This is a genomic window from Nonlabens ulvanivorans, assembly GCF_032922765.1.
Classification (GTDB): Bacteria; Bacteroidota; Bacteroidia; order Flavobacteriales; family Flavobacteriaceae; genus Nonlabens; species Nonlabens ulvanivorans.
The window spans coordinates 2852617-2876309 of sequence record NZ_CP136694.1 but is presented as its reverse complement, the minus strand read 5'-3'; the positions used below and the strand labels follow the sequence as shown (position 1 = coordinate 2876309).

The following is a 23693-nucleotide window of genomic DNA, read 5'->3' as shown; positions in this document are numbered from 1 at the left end:
AAATTTAAGAAGACAAACTACAAATTAGTCTTTAAAAATCTTTAATAAATTGATATTTTCTACGAAATGGTTGTCGTTACTGGATTCTAGTACGATTAAGAATTATGCAAGGTGCGTAATAAAGAATTATTGGGTACTTATTTTATCTTGTAAGGCAAAAAAAGCTCTTTTACTTGCTTTTTCCTCAGCCTTTTTCTTTGATGTTGCACGTGCTTTTGCAAGAATTCTATCATCTATAGATAACTTCACAGAAAAGTGTCTGATTTCATTAACACCAGTATCCTCATAGGTATGATAATTAAAAGTCTTCTTGTTTTTTTGGCACCATTCTATTAAAATGCTCTTGTAACTAATAACCTTACCTTCTAATTTCTCGATATCAACATAAGGTTCAATTACCCGACGACTAATAAAGTTTTGAGTTCGCTTATAGCCCTTATCAAGATAAATAGCACCTACTAATGCCTCAAATAAATTCCCATGAATATTTGCTCCGAAATTACGTTCTGGAACTTGTGTTTTTGCAAAATTAATAAGCCCAAAGTCCACTCCTAACTCATTGAGATGTTCACGACTTACAATCTTAGACCTCATCTTGGTCAAGTAACCTTCATCGCCATGCGGCACTTCATTATAAATATATTCTGCAATGACACTTCCTAAAATAGCATCACCAAGAAACTCTAATCGTTCATAGCTAATAGGATTACCATCTGCATCTTTTAAGCTCATGGATTTATGAGTAAACGCTTTACGATAAACATCGATATCCTTAGGAGTTATCCCAGTAATTTTTTTTATTCCACGCGATAGCGCCTCGTCATCTGTAGAGATTCGAGAGGAGAATATTTTTTTAAATCGATTCATTAAAAAGGTATCGCTTAGATTTTTCTAAATGCGATACAGCAGTTGTGACCACCAAAACCGAATGTGTTACTCAAAGCAATGTTTACCTCTCGTTTTTCTGGTTTATTCAATACTAATCTTAATGATGGATCAATATTCTCATCTACGGTAGTATGGTTAATGGTAGGAGGAATTATCCCTTCATTGATAGCCATAACACTTGCAATAGACTCTATAGCACCAGCAGCACCTAAAAGGTGACCAGTCATAGATTTTGTAGAATTAATACTAATGTTAGGCGCATGATCGCCAAAAACAGCTTTTATCGCCTTCAACTCTGCCACATCTCCTAGCGGTGTAGATGTACCATGTGTATTAATATGATCTACATCTTCAGGATTAATGCCTGCATTTTGTAGCGTATTTTTCATTACTGCTATAACACCACGTCCTTCTGGATCCGGTGCAGTAATGTGATATGCGTCACTAGAGAAACCACCACCTATAACCTCTGCATAGATTTTTGCTCCACGAGCTTTTGCATACTCATAATCTTCTAAAACCAGCGCACCAGCGCCTTCTCCTAGAACAAAACCGTCACGTGTCGCATCAAATGGGCGACTTGCGGTTTCTGGACTTTCATTACGTGTTGATAAGGCATGCATGGCATTAAAACCACCCATTCCTGCTTGAGCAACCGCAGCTTCAGAGCCACCAGTTACAATCACGTCACAATGTCCTAATCTAATATAGTTAACTGCATCCAGCATCGCATTTGCACTAGAGGCACAAGCAGATACTGTCGTATAGTTAGGTCCCATAAATCCATATTTTATAGAAATATGAGCCGGCGCTATATCAGCAATCATTTTAGGAATAAAGAAAGGGTTAAATCGAGGCGTACCATTTCCAGCAGCAAACGCTTTAACTTCTTCCTGAAAAGTTTCTAGACCACCTATTCCTGCGCCCCAGATAACACCGACTCTATATTTATCTATAGAGTCGATATCTAATCCTGAGTCTGCTATCGCCTCATCACCTGCAACCAGTGCATACTGGGCAAAGCGATCCATGCGTCTAGCTTCCTTGCGGTCTATGAAATCAGTCACATTAAAGTTCTTGATCTCACAAGCGAACTTAGTCTTGAAATGTTCTGTATCAAAATATGTGATAGGAGCGCAACCACTCTTACCTGTTTTTAACGCATCCCAATACTCCGTTAGATTATTACCTATCGGTGTAAGAGCTCCCATTCCTGTTATGACTACTCGCTTTAATTCCATGTGAAGTAAATTAAGCTTTTGCTTCTTCTATGTATGAAACAGCTTGACCTACAGTCGCAATGTTTTCTGCTTGATCATCTGGTATCTGGATATCAAATTCTTTTTCGAATTCCATGATCAACTCAACTGTATCTAGTGAGTCCGCGCCTAAGTCGTTTGTGAAACTTGCTTCTGTTACAACTTCATTTTCGTCAACGCCTAATTTGTCAACGATTATCGCTTTTACTCTTGATGCAATGTCTGACATAATTTTCTAATTTTAATTTTAAATGAATGGCAAAAATAACAAACTTTGTGATAAAACCACTTTTTAGTTATTTGAGTTAACTTGCCATCGCATTTGATAATGTTATTTTACTCAACTCTATCAGGTGGTTTACAACAAGCTTGCCATAAAAAAATATGAAAAAAATAGTAATTCTAGCATCAGGTAATGGTACTAATGCTCAGGCGATTATAAATCATTTTAGCAAAAAAAAATCTGTAGAAATCTCATTGGTTTTATCTAATAAACCACAAGCCTATGTGCTAGAAAGAGCGCAAAAAAATAATATTCCGGCGATGAGTTTTAATAAATTCGCTTTCGCGAAAGCGGGAAAAGTAGAATCTTTATTAAAGGCAGAAAACCCAGATTTAATAGTGCTGGCGGGCTTTTTATGGAAAATCCCAGAAAGTCTCGTAAAATTATTTCCAAAAAAAATTATTAACATTCATCCTGCTTTATTGCCAAATTACGGCGGAAAAGGCATGTATGGTATGAATGTGCATCGTGCTATCATTGAAAATAAAGAAGAAAAAAGTGGTATTACCATCCATTATGTAAATGAACATTATGATGAAGGTGCCATTATTGAACAGTTCACGTGTCCTATTTATCAAAATGATACAGCAGATGATCTAGCCGCACGCATACATGAGTTAGAACACTTACATTTCCCAATGGTCATTGAAGAATTGCTTGATTAATGGAACAAGTACACATATATACTGATGGCTCTTCAAGAGGTAATCCAGGACCTGGTGGCTATGGGATTGTGATGATATGGGTAGGGAAAAAATATAAAAAAGAATTTTCTCAAGGCTATAGACGCACCACTAATAACAGGATGGAATTGCTCGCTGTTATAGAGGCTCTAGAAAAGATTAAAATGGATCATGTGCAAATAACCGTTTTTACAGACAGTAAATATGTAAGTGATGCGGTTAATAAAAACTGGATTGCTGGATGGATCAAACGCAAGTGGAAAAATGTAAAGAACCCAGATTTATGGAAGCGTTTTATTAAAGCCTTTAATCGCACACAACCTAAAATGCAATGGGTAAAAGGTCATAATGACCACCCGATTAATGAAAGATGTGATGCACTGGCTGTAGGTGCTGCTTTAAATAAAAGTAATCATCTCGTAGATGAAGGATTTGAAGCTAGTGAGAAAGGCCTATTTTAATTTGCTCGCCATTTCACCCAAATTGTGACAGTTGGATTACTTATAGTATCTGTACCTGTATTTTGGGTTCTTACGTGAATATGGTTTCCAGCGCTAAAGTCAATATTTGCAGTATTATCATTATAAGTACCTCCAAAAAGATTAAAATTGATATCACCTCCTACTATTGTAGTGTTACCTTGCCTAATCCTAACATTAAAAGGTGCTGCGAGATTATTAGTAGCTGTTCCGCTTACTGTGTTAGAATTTGACGTAATAGCAATAATAGTCCCATCAAAAGGCAACAAAACACCAGAGTTAGCGGTAGTTAAATTACCAGCCATTCTTAAACTTTGATTACCTATATCACCTCCACGTGAAAAAACAAGTGGCGTTGCGGCAATGGTTAACCATTTTCCTCGAGACGCATCATACATGTATAATTGATCACCTATTACCGCCATCTGTCCTGTGGCGACACCTGAAGGTACTGCTTGCGGCTCTAGCTCTAGTGCCGGTAAATTGGTTGTGCTCGCGGCAATATCTAGTTCAGCAGTTGGTGTAACGGTATTAATCCCAACCTGACCTTGTATCCATTGCGTAGTTGCTAATAGCGTTAACGTTAAAAATAAATTTTTCATGAAATCCCTAATTATCATAAATGTTAAGTTTTGCAAATTAGAACCTATAACCTGCTTCACCTAGTTTTCAATCATTTAAACGATAAAAGACTATCTAATGACTACATACTACATAACAGAATCTCGACAACAGGTGATCAATTAACTCATGATGATTGTTCTTTAAGGACTGACTAATTCATTACTTTTGCAAAAAAATATCAAGAATGAGCAAACTCGTAGTTGTAGGTACAGTAGCTTTTGATGCTATCGAAACACCTTTTGGAAAAACAGATAAAATATTAGGTGGTGCAGCCACTTTTATAGGCCTAAGCGCTTCTCACTTCAACACAGAAGTTGGATTAGTAAGTGTAGTAGGTGGAGATTTTCCACAAGAATACCTAGACATGCTTTCTAATAGAGGCATGAATATAGAAGGCGTTGAGATTGTAAAAGATGGTAAAACATTTTTCTGGTCTGGTAAGTATCATAACGATATGAATACTCGCGACACACTTGCTACAGAATTAAATGTTCTTGCTGAATTTAATCCTGTAGTTCCTGAATCTTTTAAAGATGCAGAGGTTGTTATGCTAGGAAACTTACATCCTGCAGTACAATTAGGAGTTATCGAGCAAACGCCAGCAGCAAAGCTAATCATCTTAGATACGATGAACTTTTGGATGGATAGCGCATTGGATATGTTACATGAGGTCATTGCCAAGGTAGATGTCATTACTATTAATGATGAAGAGGCTAGACAATTGTCTGGTGAATACTCACTAGTTGCTGCAGCACGCAAGATTCATACTATGGGACCTAAGTATGTGGTCATTAAAAAAGGAGAACATGGCGCTTTATTATTCCATGAAGAACAAATTTTCTTTGCACCAGCCTTACCACTAGAGGAAGTTTTTGACCCTACAGGAGCAGGAGACACATTTGCAGGTGGATTTGCAGGTTTCTTAGCTTCAAGTGAAGATTACAGTTTTGACAATATGAAGCGAGCTATTATTTACGGCTCTAACTTTGCTTCTTTCTGTGTTGAAAAGTTTGGAACAGAACGTATGCAATCTATCACGCCTGAAGAGATCAATACACGTTTAGAGCAGTTTAAAGCACTGACTAAATTTGAAATAAACGCATAATAAAAATCGATAGAGCCCTCAAATATTTTGAGGGCTTTTTATTTACTTTTGACTTTTAGAATTCATCATGAGCGATCCATTAAAACACGAGTGTGGTATAGCACTTATTAGACTTCTTAAACCTCTTGAATATTATAAAGAGAAATATGGTACGGCATTTTATGGCATCAATAAAATGTACCTAATGATGGAAAAACAGCACAATCGCGGTCAGGATGGTGCTGGATTTGCAAGCATAAAATTAGATGTAAAACCTGGTCAACGATACATCTCTCGTGTGCGCAGTAATGAGGCACAACCTATACAGGATATATTTGCACAAATTAATGAGCGTATTAATTCAGAATTAGAGGAAAATCCAGAAATAAAAGATGATGTCGCTGCACAAAAAGCACAAATCCCTTACATCGGTGAATTGATGATGGGACACGTGCGTTATGGTACCTTTGGTAAAAATAGTATTGAATCAGTACATCCGTTTTTACGTCAGAACAACTGGATGCATCGCAACCTTATCATGGCTGGTAATTTTAACATGACTAACGTGTTTGAGTTATTTGACAAATTAGTAGAACTAGGACAGCATCCTAAAGACATGGCAGACACCGTAACCGTTATGGAAAAGGTAGGTCATTTTCAAGATCGTGAAGTTTCTAAATTATATAAAAAATTCAAGGCTGAAGGACTTTCTAAAATGGAATCCTCACCTAAAATAGCTGAACAACTTAACGTTGCCAAAGTTTTAAAGAAAAGTGCAAAAGATTGGGATGGTGGCTATGCCATGGGTGGACTTATGGGACATGGTGACGCTTTCCTTCTAAGAGATCCATCTGGTATTAGACCAGCATACTACTATCAAGATGATGAAGTAGTTGTCGTAGCTAGTGAACGTCCAGTAATTCAAACTGCGTTTAACGCACCGTTTGAAGAAGTAAAAGAACTGGATCCAGGTAAAGCTATTATCATTAAAAAGAATGGTAAAGTAAGTATTGAACAAATACTGAAACCACTAGAACGTAAAGCCTGTTCTTTTGAACGTATTTATTTCTCTCGTGGTAGCGATGCCGAGATTTATCAAGAGCGTAAAAAACTGGGGCATTTATTATTCCCTAAAATCATGGAATTTATTGACCATGATATCGATAATACTGTTTTTTCATACATTCCAAATACGGCCGAAACTTCATTCTATGGTATGGTAGAAGCGGCACATGCCGTTTTAAATGAGCAAAAACGAGATGCTATTATTGCTGGAGAAGGTAAACTGACCGCACAGCAAGTTGAGGATACGCTTTCGCGAAAGCTGCGAACTGAAAAGATTGCGATTAAAGATGCAAAGTTAAGAACCTTTATCACAGAGGATTCTTCTCGAGACGATCTCGTGGCACACGTTTACGATGTAACCTATGGTGTTGTAAAAGAAAACGATAACCTAGTAATCATCGATGATTCTATCGTACGTGGAACAACGCTTAAAAAATCCATTCTTAAAATGATGGACCGCTTGAAACCGAAGAAAATTGTAGTTGTTTCTAGTGCACCACAAATCAGATATCCAGATTGTTATGGGATAGATATGGCCAGATTAGAAGGACTAGTTGCTTTTAGAGCAGCACTTGCTTTACATGAAGATCGTGGAACCTATGACACTGTAGAGGACATTTATAAAAAATGTAAATCACAGATAAACTTTAAGGATAAGGATGTTGTCAATTATGTGAAGGAACTCTATGCACCGTTTACAGATCAAGAAGTGTCCAACAAGATAGGTGAGTTACTCTCAGACGATGATTTAAATGCAGAAGTGAAAATCGTTTACCAAACCGTAGATAATTTACACAAAGCCTGCCCTAAAAACTTAGGTGATTGGTATTTTACTGGTGATTATCCAACTAATGGTGGAAATCGTGTGGTGAATCGTGCTTACATCAACTTCTTTGAAAAGAATGATGAGCGAGCTTATTAAATAATAAGTACAAAAACCTTTGATTACATAACAAATTTGTTATTCAAACCAATAGCTAGGCTAAGAAATAATATTAAATAAAAAGCCCTTAAGTTTCAATAAAAACTTAAGGGCTTTTGAATTTTGCAGTCAACAATGGCAGTTGACTATTTGCAACTTACTACTTAGCAGCGTTGTATTTCTCTGATACAGCATCCCAGTTAATTACATTAAAAAATGCAGTTACATAATCAGGTCTGCGGTTTTGATAGTTTAGATAATATGCGTGTTCCCATACATCTAGTCCTAGGATAGGAGTTCCTCCACAACCTACACCTGGCATTAATGGATTGTCTTGATTAGGAGTTCCACACACTTCTAGAGCACCGTCTTTAACACATAAAAATGCCCATCCTGAACCGAATTGTGTTTTTGCGGCTGTAGCAAATTTATCTTGAAATGCATCATATGAACCAAAAGCACTATCGATTGCAGCAGCAAGATCTCCAGTAGGTTTTCCACCACCATTAGGTGACATTACTTCCCAGAATAATCTGTGATTGTAAAATCCACCACCATTATTTCTAACCGCTTTGTTGTTCATATCTAGATTCGTAAGAATGTCTTCAATAGACTTTCCTTCTAGGTCAGTACCTTCAATGGCATTATTTAATTTAGTAGTATAACCATTGTGATGTTTTGAATGGTGAATCTCCATTGTTCTTGCATCAATATGTGGTTCTAGCGCATCATACGCATAGTTGAGTTTAGGTAATTCAAAAGCCATAATATATTGGTTTTAATTGTTTTATTTATAAAGGATAAATTTAAACACAAACGATGATATGTTAAAATTTCTGATGTTATAATATACTTAATCTTGTAAAAGAGTCATCTTCAAGGAGTTTATCATAATAAAAAGAGATCCTAATAACCTCATCGATATCTAATTGACAATTAATCTAGACCTCAAATTAAGGATTAAGTTCAATTACGTTTCAGTTTTTCATCATACCTTTGAGTATGACCTCATCTCCTACTACTTTTTATAGTGCCAGTGCTGGTTCTGGTAAAACTTATACACTAGCGAGAGACTATCTCACGCTTCTTTTTAAATCTCAATTTAATAATCATTATCGCAAGATTCTAGCAGTAACTTTTACTAACAAAGCTGTTGCCGAAATGAAAGAACGTGTACTAGAGCATCTATACAATTTTGGAAAACAATCAGTTCCGGATAGTAGTCTAGGCATCTTTGACCATATAAAAAAAGTTACAGGATTAAATAATGATCAGCTCACAAAGAGAGCAACCATCATCCATCAACGCCTTTTACACGACTACTCTGCTTTTGACATAGTTACAATTGATGCTTTCAATCACCGCATCTTGCGCACTTTTGCAAAAGATATTGATTTGCCCGCTGGATTTGAAGTAGAATTAGACACAGATTCTTTAATTAATAAAGCAATTCAAAATTTACTCGCTCGTGCAGGTAGGGATAAGGAACTTACTAAAAAACTAGTAAGCTTCTCACTTTCCAAAATTGATAATAATAAAAGTTGGGATGTCGCTTATGATCTGATGCAAATATCTGCATTGATAAAAAATGAAAACCATTTTAAATATCTAAAATCTCTTGAAGGCAAGACCAGCGAAGATTTTGATAGACTTGTTCAAAATCTGAAGCTTAAAAACAAAGACCTAAAAACACAATTAATTGAACTAGCTCAAGTTTTAATTGATAAATCAGCTCAGCAAGGTCTAGAGCCTACTGATTTTAAAGGTGGTTCTCGCAGTATTTTTAACACAGTAATAAAGACTTCTAGAGAGGACATTTCGGTTAAACCAGATACTGCCTCTATTAGAGACTTGATAGCTGGCGATTTATATTCAAAAAGTCAAAAACAATCTATTAAAGATAGCATCGATATTTTAAGGTCAGATATTGCAGATTTTGGTAATGCTTACAAGGCCACTTATGGACATATAAAATTTCATGAAAATATCATTAAAAGTATTGTTCCATTGTCACTTCTTAACGAGTTGATGCATGAAATAAACATTATTAAAAAAGAAGAACAAATTGTACCTATATATGAGTTCAATGGTCTTCTTAGAAATCAAATAAAAGATCAGCCTGCACCTTTCATATATGAACGACTAGGGGAAAAATATCGTCACTACTTTATTGATGAATTTCAAGATACTTCTCGCATGCAATGGGAAAACATGACGCCCTTAATTAGTAATGCAATCCAAAGTATCGACGATTATGGAGATAGCGGGACCTTAATGCTTGTCGGTGATGCAAAACAATCCATATATAGATGGCGTGGTAGTGACGCTAACCAGTTTTTAGATTTATTAAAAGAAGATCAATTATTTGAACTTAATAAAAGTAATGAAACCCTAGAATATAACTGGCGTAGCTATGACAACGTTATTGAATTCAACAATGATTTTTTTAAATTTTATGGTGATTACTTAAATAACGATACTTATAAAAATCTTTATCAAAATTATCTGCATCAAAATGCAACACATAAAAAAGGTGGATATGTTCAGGTTGACTTTTTAAACAAAGAAGATTTTTCATTTGACGATGATGAAGATATAATAACTCCATATCCGCAACACGTGCACAGTTTAATCAAGAAAATTGTTTCACAAGGATTTGAACTAGGTGATATATGCATTCTAGTGCGCAAGCACACACAAGGTCATGAGCTTGCTCAATATTTAGTAAAACAAGACATTACTGTAGTATCTGGTGATAGCCTTCTTGTTGAAGCGTCACCGCGTGTACGTTTATTAGTCGAATTCATGAAAATGTCACATCAACCTGACCAGCAAGCTCTTAAACTAGCATTTCTTCTTGAATATGTGCAATATTATCAACTTGAAGACAAAAACACATTTATCGTTAATCATATTAATTTATCATTCAATGAGATCTTAGAGGTTGTATTTAATGACGATATATCGTTTATGGAGTCCGCTTTCGCGAAAGCGCCTTTATTCAAAGCAACAGAACAAACAGCTCATGCATTAGGGCTATTTAAAGAGCAAGATTTAAGATTACAATCATTTCTAGAATTAGTATTTGAATTTTCCAATAGTCAAGATGTTTCCCTGTCCAGATTTTTAGAACACTGGGAAAAGAAAAAAGAAAAATTGAGTGTTCCAGCAACGCCAGATCCGCAAGCTGTGCAAATCATGACCATTCATAAGTCCAAAGGTTTAGAATTTCCGGTTGTAATTGTCCCCTATTCCGACACACAAGCAGACTTTTCAATTAAACCTACAGATTGGGTTTCTGTAAGCCCTACAGCTTATGAAGGTTTTGAACACCTTTATATGTCGCTAGCAAGTGAGGCCAAGTTTTATCCTATTCATGCACAAGAAGTATATACAACCCATCTTCATAAAACACAAATGGACCATATTAATGGACTTTATGTTGCTTTTACTCGTGCAGTAGAACAACTATATGTGTGCAGTATTGATAAAACAGAATCCAAAACTCAAAAGGAATCTTCACTAAGACATGGACAGCTACTGAAAAGATTCCTGGAACGTGATACGGCGTGGAACAAAGAAGAAATGGATCTAGTGACTTCTTTTCAAAAAGGTACACCTATTCAATTAGCCACTAGTAAATCTAGCACACCAACTCTACCATTAGGCAATTACCAGGTTTACTCTACAGGATCTCGCACAGACTTTTCTACCAGACGTGGAATGTTATGGGCAAGTGGTGTTCAAGAAGCTATTAACAAAGGTAATTTACTTCACGATTATATGTCACAAATTGAGTCTATTGAAGACTTACCTGCGGTTCTGTTAAAGATTCAAAATGATGATTACATTTCTTCTCAGGTAAAATCAGAGTTAATTGAAACTCTCAATCTATTAATAAGTCCACAATATTTTGAAAAGTACTTCAAACCTGATTTAAATATCTTAAATGAACGTGGAATTTTAACACCAGAAGGCAAGAAGTTTATTCCAGATCGACTTATAATAGACAATGGTCAGGTAACGATTATTGATTACAAAACAGGCGCACAACTAGAGAAACATAGAGATCAGCTAGATTATTATGCTGCCTTATTACTACAAATGGATTATAAAATAAAAGAAAAGGTATTGATATACACCGATGAGTTAAAGGAACTCGTCTGGAATTAAAACAAGTATAGTTTATTACCTTTGAAACACAAAAAAACGCAACTATGTACGGTAGTATGAAAGAGTATCTTCAAAAAGAAATTGAAGAAATTAAAGATCAAGGATTATATAAGAAAGAACGAATCATAACCTCTCCACAAGATGCAATGATAACATTAGACGATGGCAGTGAGGTGATCAATTTTTGTGCTAATAATTACCTAGGATTATCATCACATCCTGAAGTTATTCAAGCAGCAAAAGACACTTTGGACTCTCACGGTTTTGGGATGAGTTCTGTAAGATTTATTTGCGGTACACAAGACATACACAAAGAGCTTGAACAAAAGCTAGCAGATTTTTACGGATGTGAAGACACGATACTTTATGCAGCATGTTTTGATGCAAATGGTGGAGTATTTGAGCCTTTGTTAGGTAAAGAAGACGCCATCATATCTGACTCATTAAATCATGCATCCATAATTGATGGTGTCCGTTTATGTAAAGCTGCTAGATATAGGTACGCAAGTGCAGATATGGCTGATTTAGAAAAGCAGTTAATTCAAGCAAATGAGAATGGAGCACGATTTAAAGTCATTGTTACTGACGGTGTGTTTTCTATGGATGGTATTTTAGCACCATTAGATAAAATATGTGATTTGGCAGATAAGTATGACGCTCTAGTCATGGTAGATGAATGTCATGCAGCAGGATTTTTAGGCGATACTGGTCGCGGTTCTTTAGAGGCTAAGGGTGTTTTAGGAAGGATAGATATCATAACCGGTACTTTAGGAAAAGCTTTAGGTGGAGCAATGGGTGGATACACCGTTGCAAAAAAAGAAATTATTGAGATCTTAAGACAACGATCTAGACCATATTTATTTAGTAATTCCTTAGCTCCTTCAATAGTAGGCGCTTCTATAAAAGCGTTAGAGCTTATAGATTCTAGTACAGACCTTATCGATAAAGTGCAAGCTAACACAGCTTACTTTAAAAAAGGAATGAAAGAATTAGGATTTGATTTTGTAGATGGAGAAAGCGCTATAGTTCCTGTAATGCTATATGATGCAAAACTATCTCAACAAATGGCAGATGCGCTTTTAAAAGAAGGAATTTATGTTATAGGTTTCTTTTATCCAGTGGTACCAAAAGAAAAAGCAAGAATAAGAGTACAATTAAGCGCGGCTCACGATAAAAAACATTTAGACAAAGCTATAAACGCATTCAAAAAAGTAGGACTTGAACTAGGAGTTATCGGTTAAATTAAGAGAAATTAACAATTAATCGACATTTTTACGAAAATTTATAGGTTAAAGTCTTGTGAATGCGCAATAACAGAGTAATTTTGTTCTGTTGATTAATAAAAAACCCCAACATGAAAAACATATTTAAAATTTTAGTAGCATGTGCTGTTCTTTTAGGAGCATCATCTGCTAATGCACAAGACGAAGGTAATAGATGGGCTATTTCGGTAGGTGTAAATGCTATTGACCTATATCCAGTAGGAGAAGCTGACCAAGGTTTAGGAGATTATTTTGAAGATTTCTTTGACACTGACCACTACAATATACTAGCAGCACCTAGCCGTGTACAAGTTGGATATTACATAGGTGATGGTATTGTAGCCACAGGAGCCTTTTCTGTAAACAAGATTGATAAAATAGGCGATACTAGTATAGATGACATCTCTTACTACTCTTTGGATGCTGGATTAGAATATAATTTCCGCAATCTTATCAAAGAAGATGGCGTTATTGCTCCTTTCGTTGGTGTAGGTGGTGGTTATGTATGGTTAGATGAAAATGGCTTTGGTACTTTCAATGGTACTGCAGGTATCGATTTTTATATTTCTGACAACATAGCTTTCAATTTACAAACAACATATAAGCATGCTTTTGAAGATGCTAATCCAAAACACTTCCAACATACAGCTGGCTTAAAGTTTACTTGGGGTGGTACTGATACTGACGGTGACGGAATCTATGATGATAAAGACGCTTGTCCATCTGTTGCTGGTTTAGAGCAATTTATGGGTTGTCCTGATTCTGATGGTGACGGTATTGAAGACAGTAAAGATAACTGTCCTAACGCTGCAGGTCCTGCTGAGTCTATGGGATGTCCTGATACTGACGGTGATGGAACTTTAGATAAAGATGATAACTGTGTTAATGAAGCTGGTCCAGCTTATAACAATGGTTGTCCTGATCCTGATACTGATGGTGATGGTGTTGTAGATAGTAAAGACAACTGTAAAACAGTTAAAGGTCCTGCTTCTAACAATGGTTGTCCTACAGATAGAGATAATGATGGTGTACTAGATGCTGATGATAAGTGTCCAGACACTCCAGGTATTGCGTCACTAGCAGGTTGTCCTAAACCAGCTGCGCCTACAGTTGAGGAGCAAGAAAAGTTAAACCAGTACGCAAAAACAATCTTATTTGATACAGGTAAGGCTACTATTAAAGCTGAATCTGCAAAAGTTCTTGCTGATATTACTGCGATTCTTAAGAAATACCCAACTGCAAAGTTCTCAATTGACGGTCACACAGATAGTGTTGGATCTGCTAAATTGAACCAAAGATTATCTGATTCTCGTGCAAACGAAGTGAAAAATTACTTAGTTGCAAATGGAATTGATGAATTCAGACTTTCTTCAGTAGGTTATGGTGAAGCTCGCCCAGTTGCTGATAATGGCACTAAAACAGGTCGTTCTCAAAACAGACGTGTGGAAATCAACTTAGTAAACTAATTGATCTTTAAACAATAGTAAAAGCGCCACTTCTCAGTGGCGCTTTTTTTATGTCTAAATTTTTAAGACGTCATAGTTTATCAATATCTTGTACATATGAATACATTCTTACAAGACGTTATTGGCTCGCTTTATTCTCAAAACTACAACCTCAGTAAACTTACTTATGTAGTTCCTAGTAGAAGAGTTGCAACCTTTCTCAATAAGACCATTGCTGCTTTTTTAGAACAACCTATTTTCGAGCCTATTGTATATAGTGTTGAAGACTTCATTAGTCACACAGCACAAGTTGAAATTGCAAGCGATGTAGATTTATTATTTGATTTTTATAACAGTTATCTAAAAATAGAAGGAAATAATACAGCAGACTCATTAGATGAATTTATAACCTGGGCACCAACTATTCTTAAAGATTTTAATGAGATAGATCGTTTTCTAGTACCACCTTCAGATTTTTTTAATTATTTAGGGAATTTAAAAGAACTCGAGCAAGGACATTGGTCCATCCTAGAACCCAAGACAGAGATGATTGAAAAATATCTTCATTTCTGGAAACGGTTAGAACTATACTATAGCCAGTTTACAAAAGACTGTACCACAAATGGGATAGTTTATCAAGGTCTAGCTTATAGACTCGCTTTCGCGAAAGCGGAATATCAATCCACCCAGTACACTAAAGAAACACCAATTATTTTTTTAGGGCTCAATGCTCTCAACAAGGCAGAAGAGGAAATTATTAAGATATTTCTAGATAGCAATAATGCCAAAATTTTTTATGACAGTGATCTCTATTTTCAAGAGAATGAATATCACGAAGCTGGTCGTTTTATAAGACGATATAAAAGTCACTGGAATTATTTTGAACGGTACAATTTAAATATAACTAGTAATAATTTTAACGCGCCAAAAAGTATAAATATCATAGGAACATCTGGCCCTATAGGTATGTGTCAGGTGGCAGGTAAACTTATCAATAAGCTCAATCTAGAATCGATTAATCTCGACACCACAGCTATAGTTCTAGCAGATGAAGCTCTTCTATTACCTCTTTTAAGCGCTATTCCCGAAAGTGCTAAGCACCTCAATATTACTATGGGATTAACCTTAGATAAAACACCGCTTGCCAGTTTCTTTAATCAGCTCATCAAACTCAAAGTTGAAGCCACAGATCAAGGTTTTTATTATAAGAATGTAATAGCAGTTTTAGAATCTCACTTTAGCTCTCTTTTAGATCAGACAGCTGTAAAAGAACTTACAAACACAATTCATAAAGAAAATCTAGTTTATATACCCTTCCTAGAGGCTAATCAGGATACTGCTAACTTATACATTAATCAATTAAGGTCGGAAGTTATTACGACAACAAACTTAATTAACTATCTCAGTAATATTTCTGATGCTTTACAATCGAAACTAATTGAAAATGAAAACAAGAGATTAGAGCTCGAACAACTATTAGGTATACACAGTGTCATTGAACAAATAAAGTCAATCATAGATAAGCAGTCAGGTATTACCGATTTAAGAACTATTCAATATTTATTTAGGCAATTTTTACCTCAAAAGAAATTAGACTTTATAGGCGAACCTGTTAAAGGGCTTCAAGTAATGGGACTGCTTGAAACTAGAGCATTAGATTATGAAAACATCATTATGCTATCGGTTAATGAAGGCATATTACCAGCAGGAAAATCTACTGCATCGTACATACCTTATGATATGAAAATCAAGTTTGGTTTACCGACTTACACAGACAAAGACAGCGTTTATGCATATCATTTTTATAGGTTATTACAACGATGCAATAACGCTAATTTCATATACAACTCAGAAACAAATAGTTTAGGCGGTGGAGAAAAAAGCAGATTTTTAATGCAATTAGAAACTAGTGGTATTAAAAATCATACTATCAATCATAGTCTGTATGCCAATAAAATTACTACTGAAAAAACAGATACTCTTTCCATTAACAAAGACAATCACTACTTTGACAGACTAGGTAAAATAGCAATATCTGGCTTTTCACCATCTAGTATCACAAGCTATATTTATAATCCAATTGATTTTTACAAATCTAAGATCTTAAAAATTAATGATATAGAAGAGGTAGAAGAAGATATGGCGGCTAATACTATGGGAACCATGATTCATAAAACTCTTGAGTACTTATACCTACCATATATCGATAAAGTATTAGATAAAATTCATTTTAAAGACATAAGAGAAAGATTAAATAATGCCATTAATAAAGCCTATCTGGACAGCTACAATACCATACATGATCCACAAGGGAAAAATATTATTATGTATGAGGTGGCTAGACATTACGTCAGTAAAATGATTGCTTATGATGAAGAGCTTGTAAAAAATGGAAACATATTAATTATAAGAAAATTAGAAGTTCGTTATTCTACAACTATTGAAATTAACTCGATAGGAAGTGTAAAACTTCATGGTGAGGTAGACCGTATTGATGAGCTCAATGGTCAAATTAGAATAATAGACTACAAATCTGGAATGGTTGGTAAATCAAATGTTGGTGTTGAGCCAGATAACTATCAAGCATTAATTACAGATTATGATAAATCAAAAGCTTTTCAAGTTTTGATGTATGCTTTTCTATATTCAAAAAACAATGAGTTTACAGAATGTGTCGCAGGCATCATAAGTTTTAAGAATTTTAAAGAAGGATTTATACCCTACTCGGTTAAAAATGGCAGGTCTTTTCAGCCACGACCTATCGATGTGTTTGAACTAGAGAAATTTGAAGAACAATTACATCAAATAATCATAGAGTTATACAATAAAGATATAGCACTAACCGCAAAGGATCATTAAATGAAAATTGTCTTGAACAACATCATTGATAGAGATCATAGCAAACCTATATTGCTAGATCATTATCACGTACCATCTCAAACTAAATTGCCTGTGATTATTTTTGCTCATGGCTACAAAGGATTTAAGGATTGGGGCGCTTGGGAATTAATGGGTAAGGCATTTGCAAATGCCGGGTTTTGCTTTATAAAATTCAACTTCTCACATAATGGCGGAACTATAAATAATCCTTTGGATTTTCCAGATTTAGAATCATTTGGTTATAATAATTATAGTAAAGAGGTTCAAGATTTGAATGATGTGATCAACTGGTCTATATCAAGCTTATCAGAAATAATAGATCCCACTAGTATTAACATATTAGGTCATTCAAGAGCTGGAGGAATAACAACCATTGTTGCTTCACAAAACAAAATAGTTAAAAAACTAGTTACACTTGCATCGGTCAGTGATTATAAGTCTAGATTCCCTCATGGAGAAGCATTGCTCAAATGGAAAAACGATGGTGTTTTCTATGTTAAAAATGGACGCACTCAGCAAGAAATGCCTCACTATTATCAATTCTTTGAGGATTACATTCAGAATGAAGAAAAACTATCTATTAAGAATGCTGCACTAAAACTTAAAATACCACATTTAATTATTCATGGAGCCAGCGACGAAACAGTTATGATTCATGAAGGACATCAATTACATCAATGGAGTAAAAAATCAGAATTAGTTGTGATAAGGGAAGCAAATCACACTTTAGGAGCGAGGCACCCATGGAAATCCATCTATTTACCTCAACACTTAAGACAAGCTGTACAATGTTGTATCAATTTTTATAAAAAACAGAATACATCTGTGGAGAATACCGGATTCGAACCGGTCACCTCTTGCCTGCCAGGCAAGCGCTCTAGCCAAATGAGCTAATCCCCCAAAAAATCAATTCAAATATAAAGCATCAGAATTGCTGTTAATAAATTTTCAAAACTATATTTTCGAAAAATGCCTTCCACAAATTCGATAACACCTAGAAACATTTTAAGTCTTGCCATTCCGGCTATTATCGCTGGTATAGCAGAACCTCTTATCAGTTTAACAGACGTGGCTGTAATAGGTAATATGAAGGATAACGCTGTTGAAGGTTTACTTGCAGTAGGTCTAGTCGGTTCTTTTTTAAGTGCTATTATCTGGACTCTTGCACAAACTAAAACTTCTATATCTAGTATAGTGTCTAACGCATTAGGAAGTAATCAATTAAATAAAATTCATTCTCTTATACCTCAAGTCATTTGGATTAACATCACCTTAGGCATATTAATCTATTTGGTAACCGCACCACTAGCAACATGGATATTTACATTATATAATGCAAAAGGTACAACACTAAATTTATCGATTTCTTATTATCAGGTTAGAGCCCTAGGATTTCCACTTACCCTTAGCGCCTTTGCTATTTTTGGCGTTTTTAGAGGTATACAAAATACATCTTGGGCAATGATAGCAAGCATATCAGGCGCTATAGTGAATGTCATATTAGACTACACTTTAGTTTATGGAATCGATAGTCTTATCCCGGCATATGGTGTAATGGGCGCAGCATATGCTAGTCTAGCGGCACAAATTGTTATGCTTATTATAGCATTGTATTTTTTAAATCAAAAAACACCTTTTCGACTACATCAATTAACCTGGAAACCACACCCTAAACTTAGAAAACACATAATTTTAACGGCTAACTTTTTTTTACGCTCCGTTGCCATAAATGTTGCCATATTTTTGTCTTACCGCTATGCCTCTGGATATGGAGATGAATATGGTGCCACACACGCCATATTGATGAATATCTGGCTCTTCTTTTCCTTTTTCATTGATGGATTTGCGAGTGCCGGTAACGCTATAGGTGGAAAACTTTTGGGATCTAAAAATGTTCAAGGACTTAAATATCTAGGTAAAACTACCACCACCTATGGCATTATCGTAGCACTAATATTAATAACTATTTGTGGACTTTTTTACAAAATTATAGGCCATCAATTCACAGATAATGAGACTGTATTTGAATTATTCCTAAGTACATTCTGGATTGTGTTAATTATGCAGCCTATTAATGCTGTGGCCTTTGTATTTGACGGAATTTTTAAAGGTTGGGGCGAGGCTTCTTATTTACGTAATTTACTGTTTGGCCTTACAGCATTTGTGTTCATCCCAGCTCTTCTTATCTTAGATTATGTTAATTTTCAATTAAACGCTATTTGGATAGCCTTTGGATTATGGATGCTAGGCAGAGCAGCCATTCTCGCTATAAAATTTCACTTAAAGATTAAAACAATGCAGAACTAGATTTATTATATCTCGCTTTCGCGAAAGCATAGTCAAAGAATGCATAATATTTCTAATATCTTTGCCATTAATAATTATAAATGATTCTATTAATTATGGAAGATAATTGGTTTATCAGAATCTCTCAATTCATGGGTGGATCTGGAATTTTCTTAGTGATTGCAATTATTCTACTTATCGTAGTAGGATATAACAAATGGAAATCTAGAAGATGAAAAAAGTAAGAATAACTAAAGAATTTACTTTTGAAACTGGTCATGCACTCTATGGATATGACGGTAAATGCCGCAATGTACATGGGCATAGCTACAAACTAGCTGTAACTGTAATAGGAGCTCCTATAAATGATGCTAACAATGTAAAGCATGGTATGGTGATAGACTTTACAGACCTAAAAAAGATTGTAAAAGAAGAGATCGTAGACCCATTTGATCATGCAACAGTCTTTAATAAAAACACACCTCACGTTGAGCTAGCTCAAGAACTTAGAGAACGTGGGCATGAAGTAATTCTAGCAGATTATCAACCTACTAGCGAAATGATGATTCTAGATTTTGCCGATAAAATTAGAAACAGATTGCCAGAAAATATTGAATTATTCTCTTTAAGACTGCGCGAGACTGAAACTAGTTATGCAGAGTGGCATGCGAGTGATCAACTATAATAACGTATTAGTGAATATTAATTTAAAGCCTCACAGATTTTAATGATCTGTGAGGCTTTTATTTATAAGATATCCTGACTTTTCAAGGTTATACCCAATCTTTAGGATTCTTCAAGACTTCAATCAATTGAGCCTCTGGTGTATCAGGTTCTGGATGGTGATCATAACGCCATTGAACATGTGGTGGCAAACTCATTAAAATGCTCTCTATACGGCCATTAGTTTTGAGACCAAATAAAGTTCCTTTATCGTGTACTAAATTAAATTCTACATAGCGTCCACGTCGTATTTCTTGCCAGTCGCGCTGCTCTTTTGTATACGTTTTATTTTTTCTTTTTTCTGCAATAGGTGTATAAGCATCTAGAAAATGAGATGCCATATCTTTTTGAAAAGCTAGCCAGTCTTCCATAGAATGACTCTCACTAGCCTTACAATAATCATAAAATAAACCACCTATACCACGACCTTCACCACGATGAGAATTATGAAAATAAGCATCACATTTTTCTTTGAATAATGCATAATCTGCTACCTCATGACGATCACATACTGTTTTACATATTTGATGAAAGTGAGTCGCATCTTCATCATATAAATAATATGGAGTCAAATCCAATCCACCACCAAACCATGAATCTACAACAGTTCCCTGCTTATCATACATTTCAAAATACCTAAAATTTGCATGAACAGTAGGCACATGTGGATTTACGGGATGTATTACTAGACTTAAGCCTGTGGCATAGAAATCTACATCGCCTACTTTAAAATAAGACTGCATTGCAAGTGGTAATGGCCCGTGAACCTCGCTAATATTAACGCCACCTTTTTCAAATACAGACCCATTTTCAATAACTCTTGTAAAACCGCCGCCACCTTCTTCACGATGCCATTGATCTTCTTTAAAACTAGCTTTATTGTCTATTTCCTCTAGACGACTAGTAATAGTTTCTTGAAGTTCTTTTATAAAATTATAAAACTGTGTCTTAATCATTAAGCGTTAATTTGAGTCTTGTGAGGATCCGGCAGTTTCAGATTCTCTTCATTAATCATTTGTTCTAAGGTGACTCGAGATGCTGCTGTTACCGAAAACGGCAATACTAGTATCACACCTATTATAGGAATAAAAAGCATCCCCATAAACACAATTCCTATTCCTATCGCAATACCTCTATGTCTCTTTACAAAATTGACACTATCTCGATAAGTAAAATGTCTTTCAAGCGTATAATCAATATTTCCAAAACCGGCATAATAAGCTTGGACTATAAAAGCTAACACCGTAAAAACGATACCTACAACCGGTATAAAACTTAACAATAATAAAGGAATTGTTATAGCAAATTCGTAAGCTATATTGCGCAGGTTGATACGTAAGCCACGCCATAATTGCTCCATATTACTAGTATCACGATGTTCTACATGATTACGAGCATTAGGATAAAAGTGTTTTTCTATACGTTCAGAAACAGGTGACATAAATGGTGCACTCAATGCCATTACTAGATGTTTATATAATATAAACCCTAACAATAAGATGCTTAAACCACTAATCCACTCTGCTACCGTATAAAATCCTTCTTTTCCCCATTCCCATATCCATAATCTAGATATAAGATTTGCTAGGTTATCTGAAAGCCCATATGCAGCTAGCCCAACAATACCAGCTATTATAAAACTAATAGCCATAGGAACTAAAAAGAATTGCCATAGCTTTAACTTACCAATGAGAGAAAACCCGTCAGCATAAGCTTTTAATCCTTTTATGATGTTTTTAAACACGTCTAGTATTCTTTTACTGCATCTACAAATGCTTGTGCATTAGGCACAGGTATATTTGGTAAAATACCATGACCTAGATTTGCTACAAATTTATCTTTACCAAATTCGTCTATCATTTGTTTCACCATCTTTTTAATGGTCGCTGGTGGAGAGAACAATCGTGATGGATCAAAGTTACCTTGCAAGGTTATATTCCCGCCAGATAGGTAACGAGCATTACGGGCGCTACAAGTCCAGTCCACACCTAGTGCCGCAGCACCACTTTTTGCCATATCACCCAGCGCAAACCAGCATCCTTTCCCAAAAACGATTACCTCAGTATGTGGTTTTAACGCATCCACAATTTGCTGAATGTACTTCCATGAAAACTCTTGATAATCTACGGGAGATAACATTCCACCCCATGAGTCAAAAACTTGTACCGCATTAACACCATGTTGTACTTTTAACTTCAAGTAAGCAATGGTAGTATCTGTAATACGCTGTAGTAATTCATGAGCAGCCTCTGGTTGCGTAAAACAAAACTCTTTTGCCTTATCAAAGTTTTTACTGCCTTGGCCTTGTACACAATAACATAATATGGTCCATGGCGATCCCGCAAAACCTATTAACGGCACCTCATCATTAAGCTCTTGTTTAGTTAAATCTATAGCCTGCATGACATAACTTAAAGAATCTGCCACGTCTGGAACTACTACTCTATTTAAATCCTCGGCTGTTCTTATGGGATTAGGCAACCATGGTCCGACACCATTCTTCATCTCTACATCAATGTTCATCGCCTGTGGTATCACAAGGATATCAGAAAAAAGAATTGCGGCATCTGTTCCTATTTGCTTGATAGGCATCACAGTGATCTCTGTAGCTAACTCTGGAGTCTGACAACGTGTAAAAAAATCATACTTCTCTTTTAACTTCATGAAATCAGGCAAGTATCTTCCTGCCTGACGCATCATCCATACTGGTGGTCTATCTACAGTTTCTCCTTTTAGTGCTCTTAAAAATAAATCGTTTTTAATCATTTTGTAATGCTTTTACAGCGGTGACTATCGTGTTTTCTACTGTGGATTTATGTGCCACTTTCACATTTTGAGTATATATTCTTGCCGCTTCTGCGGTTGTTTCACCTATGCATATAGCTAGATGAATATTTTCAGGATTCGCTTTCGCGAAAGCGTGTACACCACGAGGACTGAAGAACATAATTGCATCAAAAATACAATCAAATGACTTTTCCACCGCTACAGAATCATACACTTTTACCTCTATAAAACTTATTTGTGTCGATAAAAGTGCCTGTGGTAGCTCATCACGACGATGCACACCGCAGAAATAGACAAAACTCAAATGACTGTAGTTATTAACTATAATCTGTGCAAGCTGTGCGGCATTAGTTGCCTGTTCCACGATATTAAATCCTTTCTCTCTTAAACGATTAGCCGTTTTTTCACCTACTACAAATAGGTTTTCAACACGATAATCTAGTGAGATTATAGTATTAATAGCATTTGAACTGGTCACAATGATATGCTCACATTTTACCCCAGTGATATCATAGGCAACCTTATCAATGGCAAGCACGTCATAATGTACTAGCGATAATCCAGTAGCCAGAAGCAACTCTGACTGTGTCACAGATAGTTTTTTAGTAGAAAGTATGCGTTTATTAATGGTCAATTTCTTATTTTATAGACAGAATTGAATGTCGATTTTAATTTATAAAGATAAGTAGTTCTCTATATACATGTCTATTTTTAAGACTACCTCTTTAAGGTGGAAGAAACTACGGACAATTTGAAATTTTGATAAATTATTTAATTTAAAATACACTTAATCGGATGCTTATTTTAAAAAATATTACAAAAAAATAACAGCATTAATCAACTGAACTAA

Annotated in this window: 20 protein-coding genes, 1 tRNA gene and 1 pseudogene; 12 read left to right on the top strand and 10 right to left on the bottom strand. The window is 35.4% G+C overall.

The window, feature by feature from the left end; all coding sequences use genetic code 11:
- Positions 1-126: 126 nt before the first annotated feature.
- Genes rnc through R1T42_RS13005 form a run of 3 tightly spaced genes read right to left on the bottom strand, consistent with a single transcriptional unit; the run spans position 127 to position 2376 of the window.
- Entirely contained in the window at positions 127-867 is a 741-nt protein-coding gene (rnc, locus tag R1T42_RS13015; protein WP_317290624.1) for a ribonuclease III, read from the bottom strand.
- Between the two features lie 14 nt (positions 868-881).
- The gene (gene fabF, locus R1T42_RS13010) at positions 882-2129 is read right to left on the bottom strand and encodes a beta-ketoacyl-ACP synthase II (protein ID WP_036582803.1); all 1248 of its coding nucleotides are present in this window, start codon (positions 2127-2129) and stop codon (positions 882-884) included.
- Between the two features lie 10 nt (positions 2130-2139).
- Positions 2140-2376, bottom strand: coding sequence for an acyl carrier protein (locus R1T42_RS13005; protein ID WP_015361896.1), 237 nt, complete (start codon positions 2374-2376; stop codon positions 2140-2142).
- Between the two features lie 155 nt (positions 2377-2531).
- Between R1T42_RS13005 and purN the strand changes: the two genes are divergently transcribed.
- Together purN and rnhA are read left to right on the top strand one after the other, a co-directional pair.
- Positions 2532-3095: a phosphoribosylglycinamide formyltransferase gene (gene purN / locus R1T42_RS13000; RefSeq protein ID WP_317290623.1), complete on the top strand. Its 564-nt coding sequence runs from the start codon at positions 2532-2534 to the stop codon at positions 3093-3095.
- The gene (rnhA, locus tag R1T42_RS12995) at positions 3095-3574 is read left to right on the top strand and encodes a ribonuclease HI (protein WP_317290622.1); all 480 of its coding nucleotides are present in this window, start codon (positions 3095-3097) and stop codon (positions 3572-3574) included. The genes purN and rnhA overlap by 1 nt, the downstream gene beginning before the upstream one ends.
- Here the strand turns inward: rnhA and R1T42_RS12990 are convergent.
- Positions 3571-4194: a hypothetical protein gene (locus tag R1T42_RS12990; RefSeq protein ID WP_317290621.1), complete on the bottom strand. Its 624-nt coding sequence runs from the start codon at positions 4192-4194 to the stop codon at positions 3571-3573. The two genes, rnhA and R1T42_RS12990, sit on opposite strands and share 4 nt — an antisense overlap.
- Positions 4195-4400: 206 nt before the next feature.
- Here R1T42_RS12990 and R1T42_RS12985 point away from each other — a divergent pair, with 206 nt between their 5' ends.
- Together R1T42_RS12985 and R1T42_RS12980 are read left to right on the top strand one after the other, a co-directional pair.
- A complete protein-coding gene (locus tag R1T42_RS12985) occupies positions 4401-5321 on the top strand; it encodes a PfkB family carbohydrate kinase (RefSeq protein ID WP_317290620.1) in 921 nt (306 codons plus the stop codon).
- 67 nt (positions 5322-5388) lie between these two features.
- Complete coding sequence (locus tag R1T42_RS12980; RefSeq protein WP_317290619.1) at positions 5389-7287, top strand: amidophosphoribosyltransferase; 1899 nt, start codon at positions 5389-5391, stop codon at positions 7285-7287.
- 160 nt (positions 7288-7447) lie between these two features.
- On the opposite strand, the gene R1T42_RS12975 is transcribed toward R1T42_RS12980, so the two are convergent.
- Positions 7448-8053, bottom strand: coding sequence for a superoxide dismutase (locus tag R1T42_RS12975; RefSeq protein WP_317290618.1), 606 nt, complete (start codon positions 8051-8053; stop codon positions 7448-7450).
- A 236-nt stretch (positions 8054-8289) separates the two neighbouring features.
- Between R1T42_RS12975 and R1T42_RS12970 the strand changes: the two genes are divergently transcribed.
- The 5 genes and pseudogenes from R1T42_RS12970 to R1T42_RS12950 all read left to right on the top strand — a co-directional run.
- Complete coding sequence (locus R1T42_RS12970) at positions 8290-11460, top strand: UvrD-helicase domain-containing protein (RefSeq protein ID WP_317290617.1); 3171 nt, start codon at positions 8290-8292, stop codon at positions 11458-11460.
- Between the two features lie 44 nt (positions 11461-11504).
- Positions 11505-12701, top strand: a complete 1197-nt coding sequence (kbl, locus tag R1T42_RS12965) for a glycine C-acetyltransferase (RefSeq protein ID WP_317290616.1) — start codon at positions 11505-11507, stop codon at positions 12699-12701.
- Positions 12702-12814: 113 nt separating this feature from the next.
- On the top strand, positions 12815-14188 hold the full coding sequence (locus tag R1T42_RS12960) for an OmpA family protein (RefSeq protein ID WP_317290615.1): 1374 nt from the start codon (positions 12815-12817) through the stop codon (positions 14186-14188).
- Between the two features lie 96 nt (positions 14189-14284).
- The gene (locus R1T42_RS12955; protein WP_317290614.1) at positions 14285-17026 is read left to right on the top strand and encodes a PD-(D/E)XK nuclease family protein; all 2742 of its coding nucleotides are present in this window, start codon (positions 14285-14287) and stop codon (positions 17024-17026) included.
- Positions 17027-17767 (top strand): annotated as a pseudogene (locus tag R1T42_RS12950) (alpha/beta hydrolase family protein); the annotation flags it as partial.
- A gap of 106 nt (positions 17768-17873) precedes the next feature.
- Here R1T42_RS12950 and R1T42_RS12945 read toward each other — a convergent pair.
- A tRNA-Ala gene (locus R1T42_RS12945) sits at positions 17874-17947 on the bottom strand.
- A gap of 69 nt (positions 17948-18016) precedes the next feature.
- On the opposite strand from R1T42_RS12945, the gene R1T42_RS12940 reads away from it, so the two are divergent.
- The 3 genes from R1T42_RS12940 (at position 18017) to R1T42_RS12930 (ending at position 20018) form a co-directional block, all read left to right on the top strand.
- Positions 18017-19354 (top strand): MATE family efflux transporter, encoded by a 1338-nt coding sequence (locus R1T42_RS12940; RefSeq protein ID WP_317290613.1) that lies wholly within the window; start codon positions 18017-18019, stop codon positions 19352-19354.
- Between the two features lie 80 nt (positions 19355-19434).
- On the top strand, positions 19435-19569 hold the full coding sequence (locus R1T42_RS12935) for a hypothetical protein (RefSeq protein WP_262496445.1): 135 nt from the start codon (positions 19435-19437) through the stop codon (positions 19567-19569).
- Positions 19566-20018, top strand: a complete 453-nt coding sequence (locus R1T42_RS12930; RefSeq protein WP_317290612.1) for a 6-pyruvoyl trahydropterin synthase family protein — start codon at positions 19566-19568, stop codon at positions 20016-20018. The genes R1T42_RS12935 and R1T42_RS12930 overlap by 4 nt, the downstream gene beginning before the upstream one ends.
- An 88-nt stretch (positions 20019-20106) precedes the next feature.
- Here the strand turns inward: R1T42_RS12930 and hemF are convergent, their stop codons facing one another.
- Genes hemF through R1T42_RS12910 form a run of 4 tightly spaced genes read right to left on the bottom strand, consistent with a single transcriptional unit; the run spans position 20107 to position 23477 of the window.
- Positions 20107-21009 (bottom strand): oxygen-dependent coproporphyrinogen oxidase, encoded by a 903-nt coding sequence (hemF, locus tag R1T42_RS12925; protein WP_317291872.1) that lies wholly within the window; start codon positions 21007-21009, stop codon positions 20107-20109.
- 2 nt (positions 21010-21011) lie between these two features.
- A complete protein-coding gene (locus tag R1T42_RS12920; RefSeq protein ID WP_317290611.1) occupies positions 21012-21800 on the bottom strand; it encodes an EI24 domain-containing protein in 789 nt (262 codons plus the stop codon).
- 2 nt (positions 21801-21802) lie between these two features.
- Positions 21803-22822: a uroporphyrinogen decarboxylase gene (gene hemE, locus R1T42_RS12915; protein WP_036582838.1), complete on the bottom strand. Its 1020-nt coding sequence runs from the start codon at positions 22820-22822 to the stop codon at positions 21803-21805.
- A complete protein-coding gene (locus R1T42_RS12910; protein WP_317290610.1) occupies positions 22815-23477 on the bottom strand; it encodes a uroporphyrinogen-III synthase in 663 nt (220 codons plus the stop codon). The genes hemE and R1T42_RS12910 overlap by 8 nt, the downstream gene beginning before the upstream one ends.
- Between the last annotated feature and the right edge of the window lie 216 nt (positions 23478-23693).

Excerpts from the sequence above, each read along its gene's own strand:
- R1T42_RS12930 (WP_317290612.1), top strand. The coding sequence starts at position 19,566 with ATGAAAAAAGTAAGAATAACTAAAGAATTTACTTTTGAAACTGGTCAT.
- R1T42_RS12980 (WP_317290619.1), top strand. The coding sequence starts at position 5,389 with ATGAGCGATCCATTAAAACACGAGTGTGGTATAGCACTTATTAGACTT.
- R1T42_RS13005 (WP_015361896.1), bottom strand. The coding sequence starts at position 2,376 with ATGTCAGACATTGCATCAAGAGTAAAAGCGATAATCGTTGACAAATTA.
- rnc (WP_317290624.1), bottom strand. The coding sequence starts at position 867 with ATGAATCGATTTAAAAAAATATTCTCCTCTCGAATCTCTACAGATGAC.
- fabF (WP_036582803.1), bottom strand. The coding sequence starts at position 2,129 with ATGGAATTAAAGCGAGTAGTCATAACAGGAATGGGAGCTCTTACACCG.
- kbl (WP_317290616.1), top strand. The coding sequence starts at position 11,505 with ATGTACGGTAGTATGAAAGAGTATCTTCAAAAAGAAATTGAAGAAATT.
- hemE (WP_036582838.1), bottom strand. The coding sequence starts at position 22,822 with ATGATTAAAAACGATTTATTTTTAAGAGCACTAAAAGGAGAAACTGTA.
- R1T42_RS12990 (WP_317290621.1), bottom strand. The coding sequence starts at position 4,194 with ATGAAAAATTTATTTTTAACGTTAACGCTATTAGCAACTACGCAATGG.
- R1T42_RS12940 (WP_317290613.1), top strand. The coding sequence starts at position 18,017 with ATGCCTTCCACAAATTCGATAACACCTAGAAACATTTTAAGTCTTGCC.
- R1T42_RS12960 (WP_317290615.1), top strand. The coding sequence starts at position 12,815 with ATGAAAAACATATTTAAAATTTTAGTAGCATGTGCTGTTCTTTTAGGA.
- R1T42_RS12935 (WP_262496445.1), top strand. The coding sequence starts at position 19,435 with ATGATTCTATTAATTATGGAAGATAATTGGTTTATCAGAATCTCTCAA.
- R1T42_RS12970 (WP_317290617.1), top strand. The coding sequence starts at position 8,290 with ATGACCTCATCTCCTACTACTTTTTATAGTGCCAGTGCTGGTTCTGGT.
- R1T42_RS12975 (WP_317290618.1), bottom strand. The coding sequence starts at position 8,053 with ATGGCTTTTGAATTACCTAAACTCAACTATGCGTATGATGCGCTAGAA.
- rnhA (WP_317290622.1), top strand. The coding sequence starts at position 3,095 with ATGGAACAAGTACACATATATACTGATGGCTCTTCAAGAGGTAATCCA.
- purN (WP_317290623.1), top strand. The coding sequence starts at position 2,532 with ATGAAAAAAATAGTAATTCTAGCATCAGGTAATGGTACTAATGCTCAG.
- R1T42_RS12985 (WP_317290620.1), top strand. The coding sequence starts at position 4,401 with ATGAGCAAACTCGTAGTTGTAGGTACAGTAGCTTTTGATGCTATCGAA.
- R1T42_RS12955 (WP_317290614.1), top strand. The coding sequence starts at position 14,285 with ATGAATACATTCTTACAAGACGTTATTGGCTCGCTTTATTCTCAAAAC.